General features: G+C 56.9%; 14 protein-coding genes and 1 riboswitch. Of the genes, 7 read left to right on the forward strand and 7 right to left on the reverse strand.

Annotation, left to right across the window (positions count from 1 at the left end):
* The first annotated feature begins 42 nt into the window (after positions 1–42).
* On the forward strand, positions 43–855 hold the full coding sequence (locus G6L28_RS06930; protein WP_174063049.1) for a ferredoxin--NADP reductase: 813 nt from the start codon (positions 43–45) through the stop codon (positions 853–855).
* Between the two features lie 49 nt (positions 856–904).
* On the opposite strand, the gene G6L28_RS06935 is transcribed toward G6L28_RS06930, so the two are convergent.
* Complete coding sequence (locus tag G6L28_RS06935; RefSeq protein ID WP_174063050.1) at positions 905–2170, reverse strand: MFS transporter; 1266 nt, start codon at positions 2168–2170, stop codon at positions 905–907.
* Between the two features lie 141 nt (positions 2171–2311).
* Here G6L28_RS06935 and G6L28_RS06940 point away from each other — a divergent pair, with 141 nt between their 5' ends.
* Positions 2312–2815 (forward strand): hypothetical protein, encoded by a 504-nt coding sequence (locus G6L28_RS06940; RefSeq protein ID WP_174063051.1) that lies wholly within the window; start codon positions 2312–2314, stop codon positions 2813–2815.
* Positions 2816–2862: 47 nt separating this feature from the next.
* Here the strand turns inward: G6L28_RS06940 and gcvP are convergent, their stop codons facing one another.
* The 4 genes from gcvP to G6L28_RS06960 form a co-directional block, all read right to left on the reverse strand.
* A complete protein-coding gene (gcvP, locus tag G6L28_RS06945) occupies positions 2863–5727 on the reverse strand; it encodes an aminomethyl-transferring glycine dehydrogenase (protein WP_174063052.1) in 2865 nt (954 codons plus the stop codon).
* Entirely contained in the window at positions 5727–6089 is a 363-nt protein-coding gene (gene gcvH / locus G6L28_RS06950; RefSeq protein ID WP_027673205.1) for a glycine cleavage system protein GcvH, read from the reverse strand. Before gcvH ends, gcvP begins: the two co-directional genes overlap by 1 nt.
* Positions 6090–6105: 16 nt before the next feature.
* Positions 6106–7245, reverse strand: a complete 1140-nt coding sequence (gcvT, locus tag G6L28_RS06955; protein WP_174063053.1) for a glycine cleavage system aminomethyltransferase GcvT — start codon at positions 7243–7245, stop codon at positions 6106–6108.
* A gap of 151 nt (positions 7246–7396) precedes the next feature.
* Positions 7397–7484, reverse strand: a riboswitch (glycine riboswitch).
* A 123-nt stretch (positions 7485–7607) separates the two neighbouring features.
* Positions 7608–7784 (reverse strand): DUF3008 family protein, encoded by a 177-nt coding sequence (locus G6L28_RS06960; protein ID WP_174063054.1) that lies wholly within the window; start codon positions 7782–7784, stop codon positions 7608–7610.
* A 128-nt stretch (positions 7785–7912) separates the two neighbouring features.
* Here G6L28_RS06960 and G6L28_RS06965 point away from each other — a divergent pair, with 128 nt between their 5' ends.
* On the forward strand, positions 7913–8320 hold the full coding sequence (locus G6L28_RS06965) for a hypothetical protein (RefSeq protein WP_174063055.1): 408 nt from the start codon (positions 7913–7915) through the stop codon (positions 8318–8320).
* 84 nt (positions 8321–8404) lie between these two features.
* On the forward strand, positions 8405–9376 hold the full coding sequence (locus tag G6L28_RS06970; RefSeq protein ID WP_174063056.1) for a copper chaperone PCu(A)C: 972 nt from the start codon (positions 8405–8407) through the stop codon (positions 9374–9376).
* A 122-nt stretch (positions 9377–9498) separates the two neighbouring features.
* On the opposite strand, the gene G6L28_RS06975 is transcribed toward G6L28_RS06970, so the two are convergent.
* The gene (locus tag G6L28_RS06975) at positions 9499–9927 is read right to left on the reverse strand and encodes a plastocyanin/azurin family copper-binding protein (protein ID WP_174063096.1); all 429 of its coding nucleotides are present in this window, start codon (positions 9925–9927) and stop codon (positions 9499–9501) included.
* A 78-nt stretch (positions 9928–10005) separates the two neighbouring features.
* A complete protein-coding gene (locus tag G6L28_RS06980; protein ID WP_174063057.1) occupies positions 10006–10281 on the reverse strand; it encodes a hypothetical protein in 276 nt (91 codons plus the stop codon).
* A 209-nt stretch (positions 10282–10490) separates the two neighbouring features.
* Here G6L28_RS06980 and crcB point away from each other — a divergent pair, with 209 nt between their 5' ends.
* The 3 genes from crcB to G6L28_RS06995 all read left to right on the forward strand — a co-directional run bounded on the left by crcB (position 10491) and on the right by G6L28_RS06995 (position 12577).
* Entirely contained in the window at positions 10491–10868 is a 378-nt protein-coding gene (crcB, locus tag G6L28_RS06985) for a fluoride efflux transporter CrcB (protein WP_174063058.1), read from the forward strand.
* Between the two features lie 63 nt (positions 10869–10931).
* Entirely contained in the window at positions 10932–11924 is a 993-nt protein-coding gene (locus tag G6L28_RS06990; protein ID WP_174063059.1) for an RluA family pseudouridine synthase, read from the forward strand.
* On the forward strand, positions 11921–12577 hold the full coding sequence (locus G6L28_RS06995) for an HAD-IA family hydrolase (protein WP_174063060.1): 657 nt from the start codon (positions 11921–11923) through the stop codon (positions 12575–12577). The genes G6L28_RS06990 and G6L28_RS06995 overlap by 4 nt, the downstream gene beginning before the upstream one ends.

Consider the following 12577-nt stretch of genomic DNA (forward strand, 5'->3'; position numbering starts at 1 on the left):
TATCAAAATGTTGGTCAGTTAATGAAGACGAACGGATAGAGAATGAACGCCCCAGCCAAGACGGAAGAATTTGCGGTAAAAATCCCGGACGGTGTTTATGCCGAAACGGTGCTTTCGGTCGAGCATTATACGGATCATCTCTTCCGTTTCCGCATGACGAGGCCTGCTGGCTTCCGCTTCCGCTCGGGCGAATTTGCGATGATCGGTCTTATGGTTGGTGAAAAGCCGATTTATCGTGCTTATTCCATCGCAAGCCCTGCATGGGATGAAGAACTGGAATTCTTCTCTATCAAGGTACCGGATGGCCCGCTAACGTCGCATCTTCAGGCTATCAAGCCGGGCGATACCGTTTTGATGCGCAAGAAGCCAACAGGAACATTGGTTCTTGATGCGCTGACTCCCGGCAAGCGCCTTTACATGTTCTCAACGGGGACTGGCATCGCGCCGTTCGCAAGCCTCATCCGCGACCCCGAAACCTATGAAAAGTTCGAGGAAGTCATTCTTACGCATACGTGCCGTGATGTTGCTGAGCTTAAGTATGGCTTTGATTTGATCGAAGAAATCAAGAACCACGAATTCCTGAGCGAAATCGCTGGCGACAAGCTGAAGCATTATGCCACCGTTACCCGCGAGGAATACCCTTTCAAGGGACGCATTACCGACCTCATCGAAAACGGAAAGATGTTTACCGACCTTGGCGTTCCGGCTTTCGATCCAGCGATTGATCGCGGCATGATCTGCGGTTCTTCTGCTATGCTGAAGGACACCAAGGAATTGCTGGAGAAAGCCGGTTTAAACGAGGGTGCAAATAACAAGCCAGCGGAGTTTGTGATCGAGCGCGCTTTCGTCGGTTAACGTGACTTCGAGATAATTTTAAAGGAGGCCAATGGCCTTCTTTTTCTTTTCAGCTTTCTGCAGGTTCATCCTTAGGAACGATGTCCCGTCGAAACATAACGAAAAGAATGATGGCAATGGCAGCGATGCTACCGCCAACCATATGCGACAGGCCAAAACCGCCCTCGGTGGTTAGCCAACCCGCTACGCCGTTGCTCAGCGAAGCGCCGATGCCCTGCACCGTCATCACACTGGCGAGACCCACATTGAAGCGGCCAGTTCCTTTCAGGATTCTCTCGACCGCGACCGGCGTAACGATACCGAGCAGGCCAGCGCCGATCCCATCCAGAAGCTGTACCGGATAAACCACCCAGAAATCGTGGAAAGATGCTGCGAGGAACCCACGCAGCGGAAGGGCGGCAAGAGCGATAAGAAAGACGGTGGAAAGGCCGAAACGCCGAATAAGCCGAGGTGCCATGGCCGCCACGAAGATCATGGCGAACTGCGCAACGCCGGTGATGATCGCTGTCGTCTTGAACGGTGAATTGAGTTCCACCGCAAAATCCTGGGCAATCAGGCGACCCATCGGCGCATTGCCGAAGTGGAAGATCAGCAGAATGATCGCCAGTAGAATGAGGCCGCGTTCATGGAGGAGAACATCGAAACCGGACGGACCGGGTTTGCCCTCATCATGCCCAAGCCCGCGCGCTACCTTATGGTCGATGCGGTTCGGGTCGATAGCGGCAATGGCGATCAACGTGCCGATGGCGGTGATGACCATGAGGCCAATGACGCCTGAAACGCCGAAATAGGACACCGCGACATAGGTAGCAAACAGCGAGGCGAAGTTGCCGCCGTGGTTCCAGAATTCGTTACGCGAAATCTGATGCGAGAACATTCTCTCACCGACCAGACCCAGCGTCAGCCCCGCCAGCGCAGGCCCAACCACAGCGCCCACCACGGCTGTCATGATCTGGCCTGACCAAACGACGATCTCGTTGGTGAACAGGAGGGTGATCAACGCACCAGCTGTTACCAGAACCACCGGACCCGCGATAAGGGCCCGCTTCCAAGTGGTGCCATCGACAAGCGCGCCGCAAACGGGGGTGACAGCCAAGCCAACCAGACCGCCGACCGTTGCGATGACGCCGAGTTGCATGGGAGACCAGCCGTTCGTTGCCAGAAATGCATCGAGAAACGGCCCAAGCCCATCGCGCGCATCGGCTAGAAAGAAATTGAGAACAGCAAGCGCGAACAACGTTCGGTCGCTTATGCCGCTGCGTGGAGTGTTTCCGAGTGAACCTTGAGGCAGAGATGACGAAGCAACGGATGTCATGCGTGAAACTCCAGCATGAGTGGCAAAGCTGGCGAAAAACGCGCGGCGTCTTTATTAGTTGCTATCGGCTATAACTATTCATGGGCAGGAACCTTCAATCAGTCCGTACGTTCGCTTTCCTTAAAATGAGGAACAAGCGAAATGACTTACAAGATCACGTCCATCATGGCTGTTGCAGTTGCCCTCATCGCAGCCCCGGCCTTTGCAGATGAAAGTGCATTTCTCTCTTCGCTCTCCGGCAGCTGGAAAGGCAACGGCACAGTGACCACGCGAATCGGCTCCAAGCCGGTGAACGTCAACTGCACCTTCCAGTCCACCGCCTCCGGCCCGTCGCTCCAGATGAACGGCACCTGCCGCGGCTTCGTCGTCGTCCGCCGCGCGATTTCAGCCGATCTCTCGGCGCGCGGCAACCGCTACTCCGGCAACTATGTCGGCCCGTCCGGAAGACCATCCGCGCTCAGCGGCAGCCGCCGTGGAGATGCGATCAACCTGACGGTGCGCTGGAACAAGGACATCAACGGCGACCGTGTTGCTGGTATGACCATCAGCAAGGTCGGCACGAACGGCTTAAGGTTGCGAACGACGGATAAGGACGGCGCGAACGGGCCGACTGTCGTGACGGCGGATATTCGGTTGACGCGGTAATATTCAGACGAAAAAGCCCGGATCGCTCCGGGCTTTTCTTTTTGCGCTTACTCAGCGGCTTCCTGATATTCGCTCATGGGCGGGCAGGTGCAGATGAGGTTTCGGTCGCCATAGACGTTGTCGATGCGGTTGACCGGGGACCAGTATTTATCCACGCGGAAGGAGCCGGGTGGGAAGCAGCCTTTTTCGCGGCTGTACGGTCGGTCCCATTCGCCGACGAGGTCTTCCACCGTGTGCGGGGCGTTCTTCAACGGGTTGTTGAGCTTGTCCGAACGGCCTTCCTCGATGTCGCGGGCTTCCTCGCGGATGGCCAGCATTGCATCGCAGAAGCGGTCGAGCTCTGCCTTGGTCTCGGATTCCGTCGGCTCGATCATCAGCGTGCCGGCAACCGGCCAGCTCATGGTCGGGGCGTGGAAGCCGCAATCCACCAGACGCTTCGCAACGTCATCCACCGTCACACCGCAGCTGTCGTTCAGCGGGCGGGTGTCGATGATGCACTCATGCGCAACGCGGCCCGTCTCCGACTTGTAGAGCACGTCATAGGCGCCCTTCAGTCTCGCGGCGATGTAGTTGGCGTTAAGGATGGCGACCTTGGTTGCCTGCGTCAGCCCTTCGCCACCCATCATGAGGCAGTAGCTCCATGAGATGGGGAGGATCGACGGCGAGCCGAATGGCGCTGCGGAGACTGCACCGGGGCGACCGTCGCTGGCCGGGTGGCCGGGCAGGTAAGGGGCGAGATGCGCCTTGACGCCGATCGGGCCCATACCGGGACCACCGCCACCATGTGGAATGCAGAAGGTCTTGTGGAGGTTGAGGTGCGATACGTCGGAACCGATATCGCCGGGGCGGGAAAGACCGACCATGGCGTTCATGTTCGCGCCGTCGAGATAGACCTGACCGCCTTGGCTGTGAACGATCTCGCAGATCTCGCGAACGGTCTCTTCAAAAACGCCGTGCGTGGATGGATAGGTGATCATGCAGCACGAGAGGTTTTCTGTGTACTGCTCTGCTTTTGCACGGAAATCTTCGACATCGATATCGCCGTTCTCACGCACCTTGACCGGTACGACCTTCATTCCGACCATCTGTGCGGAGGCAGGGTTGGTGCCGTGCGCCGAGGTGGGGATGAGGCAAACATCGCGATGCGCGTCACCACGGGCAAGGTGGTAATTGCGGATCGTCAGCAGGCCCGCATATTCACCCTGCGCACCGGAATTCGGCTGCATGGAGAATGCGTCATAGCCCGTTACCGAGCAGAGCTTGGCTGAGAGATCGTCGATCATCTCCTTGTAACCCAGCGCCTGATCGGCGGGGACGAAGGGGTGGATGTCGGAGAACTCAGGCCATGTGATCGGCAGCATTTCGGCCGTTGCGTTCAGCTTCATGGTGCAGGAGCCGAGCGGGATCATGGAGCGGTCGAGAGCTAGATCGCGATCCGAAAGACGGCGGATATAGCGCGTCATTTCGCTTTCGGCGCGGTTCATGTGGAAGATCGGGTGCGTCATGTAAGCACTTGTACGCAATAGATCTTTCGGCAGTCGGTAATCCGGTTCGAAATCCGAAATCGAGAAGTTGCCACCGAAGGCGCGCCATACGGCTTCCAGCGTTGCCGGGCGGGTGCGCTCGTCAAGGCTCATGCCGATTTTGGTGGAGCCGACCTTGCGCAGATTGACGCCCTCAGCCACGGCTGCACGCAGGATAAGCGCCTGCATGTGGCCAACATCGACGGTGATCGTGTCGAAGAAGGTTTCCGGCTCGATTGTGTAGCCGAGCTTCTCCAGCCCCTTCGCCATCAGCACCGCCTTCTGGTGCGTCTGCTGGGCTATGGCCTTGATGCCCTGCGGACCGTGAAAGACGCCATACATGGACGCCATGACGGCCAGCAGCACCTGTGCGGTGCAGATATTGGACGTGGCCTTCTCACGACGGATGTGCTGCTCGCGGGTCTGGAGCGACAGGCGATAGGCACGGTTGCCGCGCGCATCGACGGAGACGCCGACAAGGCGACCGGGCATGGAGCGCTTATGCGCATCCTTCACGGACATGAAGGCCGCGTGCGGACCACCGTAACCGACCGGAACGCCGAAGCGCTGCGACGAGCCGATGGCGATATCTGCACCCATTTCGCCGGGTGACTTTAGAAGCGTCAGTGCCAGCAGATCGGTCGCGACGGCAGCGATGGCGCCGGTCTGATGCAGGCGGGCGATGAGGCCAGAGAAATCGCTGACGTGGCCATGCGTGCCGGGGTACTGGAAGATGGCGCCGAAGACATCCACCGGATCGAGATCCGTGAACGGGTTGCCGACGATGACCTTCCATCCGAGCGGTGCTGCACGGGTTTCGATGAGCGCGATGGTCTGCGGGTGGCAGTTGGCATCCACGAAGAAGGCGTTGGCCTTCGACTTCGCGACGCGCTGGCACATGGACATGGCTTCGGCGGCCGCAGTCGCTTCATCGAGAAGCGAGGCGTTTGCCACATCGAGGCCAGTCAGATCGGAAATCATCGTCTGGAAGTTCAGAAGCGCCTCAAGGCGTCCCTGAGAGATTTCCGGCTGGTAGGGCGTGTAAGCAGTGTACCAGGCAGGGTTTTCCAGAATGTTGCGCTGAATGACCGGCGGCGTGATGGTTCCGTAATAGCCTTGGCCGATCAGCGAGGTCAGAACCTTGTTCCGGTTCGCGGTTTCGCGGAGACGGTCCAGCGCCTCGCGCTCGGTCAGCGCGGCACCCCAGGTAAGCGGAACCTTCTGGCGAATGGAGGAGGGCACGGTGGCGTCGATCAGGGCGTCGAGGCTCTTGTAGCCAACGACCTTTAGCATCTCCTCCATTTCCACCGGCGACGGGCCGATATGACGACGGTTGGCGAAGTCATACGGCTGATAGTCGGTGAAATGGAATTCGGTGGGCGTGGTCATTACGCTACCAGCTCCTTGTAGGCGGCTTCATCGAGAAGCGCATCGGCGTCAGCGGCGTTGGAGAGCTTCAGCTTGAAGAACCAGCCAGCGCCCTGCGGATCGGAATTGACGAGGGACGGATCGTCAACGATGGCCTGATTGATTTCCACCACTTCGCCATCCAGCGGACAATAAACGTCGGATGCAGCCTTCACGCTTTCAACGGTTGCGGCGTCGCCATCCTTTGCGAAGGTCGCGCCGACTTCCGGCAGTTCAACGAAGACCAGATCGCCGAGCTGTTCTGCGGCGTGGGTGGTGATGCCGACAGTCGCGACATCGCCTTCGATCTTCAGCCACTCGTGTTCCTGAGTAAATTTCAACATGGGTTTCTCCGCAGAATTAGCGTTTGTAAGTCGGTGTGATGAAGGGCAGGGCAGCGACGGTGACGGGCAGGTATTTGCCGCGAACCTCGGCAAAGATCGCCTTGCCGGGTGTCGTGAAATCGGTCGGAACATAACCCATGGCGACGGGACCTTCGACCGTTGGGCCAAAGCCGCCGGAGGTGACTTCGCCGATCCCTTCTCTGCCTTCGGCATCGGCAAACAGCTTGGCGTGACCACGAACGGGAGCCTTACCTTCCGGCTTCAGGCCGACGCGTCGACGGGTGGTGCCATTGCCGAGTTCTTTCAGAATGCGATCAGCGCCGGGGAAGCCACCTTCGCGATCACCGCCGGTGCGGCGCGCCTTCTGGAGGGCCCATTCGAGCGAGGCTTCGATGGGAGATGTCGTCGTGTCGATATCATTTCCATAGAGGCAGAGACCGGCTTCGAGACGAAGGCTGTCACGCGCGCCGAGCCCGATAGGCTCGCAATCTGGATGCTCCAGCAACGCCTTGGCGATTTCTTCCGCCTTGTCGGCTGGAACGGAAATTTCGAAACCGTCTTCACCGGAGTAACCCGAGCGGGAGACGATGCAGGGAACGTCGTGTAGCGGAATTTCGCGCACATCCATGAACTTCATGCCGGAAACGCCGGCCCAGAGTTCTGCAAGAACGGCTTCTGCGCGTGGGCCCTGAAGCGCGATCAGGGCCCGATCTTCCAGAAGCGTCACGTCGCAAGTGTCGGACAGATGCGCCTTCATGTGCGCCAGATCGGCATCTTTACAGGAGGCGTTGACAACGACGAAGAGGTGGTCGCCCAGATTCGTGATCATGAGATCATCGAGGATGCCGCCGTTTTCGTCTGTGAAGAAACCGTAGCGCTGGCGGCCTGGCTTGAGGGCCAGAATATCGACCGGAACGAGCTTTTCGAGCGCGAGAGCGGCATCTTCCACCTTGCCCGACTTCGCCTTAACGATGACCTGACCCATGTGGGAAACATCGAAGAGACCGGCGGAGGCGCGGGTGTGGATGTGCTCCTTCATCACGCCTGCGAGATATTGCACGGGCATGTCGTAACCGGCGAATGGCACCATGCGCGCGCCAAGAGACAGATGCAGGGAATGGAGCGGGGTGACTTTTAACTCGGCTGTATCGGCCAAGGACGCCTCCAGGGTAGCGCGTTTTCGCGCGGGCTCATGTTCGTGACACTCTGCGAGCGTCGGGTTCAAGAGCCCCCTCTGTCCTTGTCGCCTGAGATTGTTATCCCTTCGGCGAGCCATCCCTTGCGGGCGGCTTCTCTCCAGAGTTCTATCCTCGCCGCTGGTCCTTTTGCCTGAGAGTTTCCGGGGCGGTTGCTCCTTCGGCACCGCATTGAAGCGGCTTCTCCCAGCGGGATGGCGCTCATTATCTTCGAAGCCCTTCAGTTGGCAAGAACCAAATGCCGCATCTGAACAGTTTTTTGTCCAAATAGCGCCATTGCTTGGAAGAGAGTTTCCATGGAAGTGCTCGCCGATTAGACGTCTTACTTTTCTGGCAGATTCTTTCGTTTTGTGGATGCCATATCTTCAAGTTCTTTCTCCGTCATGGACTTAGCCATGCTTTTTGAAGCGCCTTGTAAACGAGATTTAGGCACATCGCCGCGCTTCGCCGCAAGTGCGGCCCCCGCCGCTTTCTGTTGAGCCTTGGATTTTGCAGGCATTCAGGCATCCTCCTTTGTAAATGAATTTCATTCGAACAACGCTCCATCCATGACCCTGTTCCGCCTGCGCGGATTTGCGCTTTGATTTACTGTAGAAAGCGCGATATCGATTTGCCATGAGGGTTGGCATGCGAACAGAATCGACAACAGTAGGACAGTTGCTGCGTATTTTTTGCGCCGCTCTGATGCTGTCACTTGGTTTTGCTCACAAGCCGGTGCAGGCAATTGCAGGGCCGTCCGCTGCATATGACGACTCCTATCGGCTACCAGATGGCACATTTGCGGAGATATGCGCAGACCATTCCGGCTCCGAACTGACAGGTCATCGCGGGGGCGGGCATTCGGGCGATCCGGTCCTGTTTTGCGAAGCCTGCCTGTTGGCGTCATCCATCCTTGTGCCGGTGCCAGACGATAATTCCTGGCTGAAAACAAGCGGTGCTTCTCTTGAGAATTCACCGGTTCCGGATACGCAGACAGTGTCTGCTAACTCGTTCTACAGACCAAACGCCCGCGCGCCGCCTATTGGTACCGTCTGATCCCTTTTCCACAATTACAATCAACCGCTAAGAGCGTTGACTTCGACTGACGATGCTTCTGGCCTCAGTCCTAAGGATCAAAACATGACGATATTGAAAACTGCCACCTTTGCTGCATTTGCGACGACCATTGCCTTGCCCGCTTTTGCCCACACGAGTTTCGTCAACGGAACTGCGGATCAAGAGAGCACCATCGTTGCTGAGCTCCAGGTGCCGCATGGCTGCGAGGGCGGGCTCGCCACGACTGAAGTGCAGATGATATTGCCTGAAGGTTTCATTGCAGCGAAGCCACAGCCTAAGGCAGGCTGGGAGCTGGAAATCATCAAGGGTGATTATCAGAAAACCTACAAGAACCATGGCAAGGACGTGAAAAGCGGCCCAGTGGAAATTCGCTGGAAAGGCGGCGATCTTGCCGACGAATTCTATGACACTTTCAATGTGCAGGGAAAGATTTCCGGTGTCGAAGCCGGTACGAGCCTGCCATTCAAGGTTACGCAGCTTTGCGGTGAGAAGAGCAGGGTAAGCTGGGACCAGATTGCCGCTGAAGGGCAGGACCCGCATTCACTTGATAATCCCGCGCCGGTGATACGTGTGACTGCGAAACAGCAAGGTGAAGGTCATGACCATGCATCGATGGCCGCTGACGGGGTCGTTAAAGCAGGAAGCCTAGAGCTTTCCGGTGCATCGACCAAGGCTATGCTGCCCGGACAACCAGTGGGCGGAGGTTTCGTAACGATCAGGAACAACGGCGCTTCCGATGATCGTCTGATATCCGTGGAGTCACCTTTGGCGGGACGCGGAGAAATTCACGAAATGGCGATGGTCAATGACGTGATGAAGATGCGCAAGCTGGATAGTGGTATCGAAATCCCGGCGGGCCAGACAGTCGAACTGAAGTCGGGCGGTCTGCACTTCATGTTCTTCAATGTTTCAAAGCCGTTCGCGGAAGGCGACAAGGTGCCGGTAACGCTGACCTTCGAGAGGGCTGGAAAGGTCCAGATCGAGCTTGAAGTCGTTTCGGCCAGCAAGGCCGAACAGAAGCACGATCATAACTAACCATTGCCGAGAAAATTGAACTCGATTTTCGGTGCCTGCAAGCCTCTAGTAAGGGGCTAATGAAAAAGGCTGTCGGGACGCGGCACAATCCCGGCAGCCTTCAGTTTTAGGTTTGGCCTTTTTTATTTGGTAACCGTCAGCTTGGCCTGCATTCCGGCTTCATAGTGTCCCTTGATGTTGCAGAATAAAAGATAGGTACCCGGTGTCAGCTTGGCTTTTAGCTGACCGTCTTTGCCGGGCTTCAAATCCGCAACCTCACCGAGGCTCTTCAGCTTTTTCTCATCCACGCGATGCTTCATTGTGTCGAGCGGGATCTTTTCATCAGGAGATTTGAGTTTGACGAGAACCATTTCATGGTCTTCCGTCATGGCGTCGTTGTGAACCTTGAAGGTTGCTTCACCAGCCTGAACGGTGGACTTATCGAGCATAAGGCTCATAGGCTGCCCACCTTCGCCGCCCTCGGTCACCTTAATAGTGGTGGCTGCGAAAGCTGGCAGGGAAAATAGCGCTATTGCGCTGGCAGTAACGACGGTTTTTGAAAAACTTCTCATCATGAGCCTTTCTGCTTTTGATTGCATGAAAGACTTCTTATGTTTTGCTGACACGAAGCTGAACGCGCACGAGCAGATTTATGGTTCTTCGACCTCGTTTTCACCGTAAGCTTCGACGACCTCCTCCAAAGTGGCCTGGGGGTGGCGCCTGTCAGATGTGGAGAGATAGAGGGATGGCGCTAGGGCCGCGATTGCACGTTGTATTTCGGTTGGATCATCATCACCGCGCACTCTTTGCACCAGCTCTTTCGCAGCACGTTCAACTTCAATTTTCTTAGGCGCGCGATGCGTGCGCTTAATGCTCTCTGAAGCATAAGCTGCTGCATCTGCCGAAGCTGACCAAACCTGCCACATTTCCTGTCTTTCAAAAAAGAGTTAGGACAAGTTATCACCGACGAATTTATGGTCTCATAAATCTTCTGGTTGCATTTGATTCGATTTTTACACAAGTCGCTGCTGGTTTCGACGTCCCCAAAAGAAGATGCATTGTTTGCTTTCGGCCGATCATGCCCTACACCTTGCCGGTTAGATTCTGCTTTACTATTTCTCGCTGGAGTTTTCCCATGCTCAACATTGTCCTTGTCGCCATCGGCGGCGCAATCGGCTCGGTTGCGCGCTATTTGGTCGGCGTATTTGGAACACGCCTGATGGGTCCAAATTTTCCATGGGCAACACTGACGGTCAATGTGGTTGGTGCTTTTTTGATCGGGCTTACGGTAGAGCTCGTGGCGCGTCGTTTCAATGCTTCAGCCGAAATGCGCGTCTTTCTCGTTACCGGCATCCTCGGTGGTTTTACGACATGGTCGTCATTCACGCTCGATGCAGTCGTGCTGTTCGAACGCGGAGCACTGGGTATGTCCGCGCTTTATATTCTTTCGAGCTTGCTGGTTTCCTTCACGGCAATCTTTGCTGGGCTGGCCTTAGGGCGCGCTTTGTTCTAAAGACAAGGCCAAGTTCCGCACATCAATGAGGCGGTGTACCACAAAACAACGACTGGAATTGCCATGGCAGGTATCGAGCACATCAAGGTAGAGGCCGACGAGGCCGGAATGCGTCTCGACCGCTGGTTCAAGATTCACTATCCGGGCCTCGGCTTCGGCCAGTTGCAGAAGCTCATGCGCTCTGGCCAGGTGCGCGTGGATGGCGGTCGTGTCAAGACGGATGCCCGCGTTCAGCCGGGGCAGATGGTGCGCGTGCCGCCGCTGGATGTCGACTCCAAGGTCAAAAGCGGTCCGATTGGCGCCAAGGACCTCAAGCATTCGGAAGATGGCGATCTCCTCAAGCGTATGTTGCTGCATGAAGACGACAAAGTCTTCGTTTTCAACAAGCCCGCTGGGATCGCCGTGCAGGGCGGCTCAGGCGTCACCCGCCATATCGATGGTCTTCTGGAAGCCTGGACGAGCCAGAAGGGCGAGAAGCCGCGCCTCGTGCACCGTCTCGACCGCGATACGTCGGGCGTGCTCGTCGTTGCCCGCACGCGTGGAGCAGCGCAGAAACTGACAGCAGCATTCCGCGAACGCGACACCAAGAAGACTTACTGGTCTCTGGTCAAAGGCGTTCCACGCAAGCATCAGGACAAGATTTCGAGCTGGCTCGTAAAAGAGCAGACGCCGGATGGAGACCGCATGCGCATTGCCAAACACGGTGAGGAAGGTGCGGACCACGCGATTTCCTGTTACCGCGTCATCGATACCGCCGCTCAGAACCTGGCATGGCTGGAAATGGAGCCATATACTGGCCGTACCCACCAGCTTCGCGTTCACGCGCTGCATATCGGTCATCCCATCATCGGCGATCCCAAGTATTATATCGAGGACCCGAACTGGGATTTCCCAGGCGGTATTCAGAAACGCCTGCATTTGCACGCGCGCCACATCGATATTCCGCATCCCTCCGGCGGGCGTCTGCGCGTAACCGCACCCCTGCCACCGCACATGGTGCAGACGTGGAACCTCTTAGGCCTCGACGTTACGGATGGTGACAAGGACGACGAATGAAACTGGTTCTTTTCGATTGCGATGGCACGCTTGTCGATAGCGTGGGCCTCATCCATGAGGTTATGGCGCGCACCTTCGTTCATTTCGGATATTCAAGGCCAGATGTCTCGCTGACGAAATCCATCATTGGTCTGACTCTGGATATCGCTATTGCCCGCATGCAGGGCAAGCCGCATGTCGACGAAGAAGCCACCGCGATGACCGCTCACTACAAGGCAATTTTTGCCGAAACGCGCGCCGAGGCCGGTTTTCAGGAGCCTTTGTTCGACGGCATAAAGCCGATGATCGATCAACTCGCCAAGCGCGATGAGTTGTTGATGGGGGCCGTGACAGGCAAGTCGCGCCGCGGTCTCAACCTTATCATGGATACACATGGATTTCGGGAGAACTTCATCGTGTCTCGCACGGCCGATGACTGCCCATCCAAGCCGCATCCAGCCATGGTGACAGAGTGCTGCCATGAAACCGGCATGGTTGCGGCAGACACTATCGTCATCGGCGACGCCATATACGACATGCAGATGGCCAAGGCGGCTGGTGCCAAGGCAATCGGCGTAGCATGGGGATATGCTTCTGTGAGCGATCTAACGGCGGCAGGGGCGGATGCGATCGTAAACCATCCAAGCGAAATTCCAGGCCATATTCCGCAGTGA

This window comes from Agrobacterium larrymoorei (assembly GCF_013322225.1).
Classification (GTDB): domain Bacteria; phylum Pseudomonadota; class Alphaproteobacteria; order Rhizobiales; family Rhizobiaceae; genus Agrobacterium; species Agrobacterium larrymoorei_A.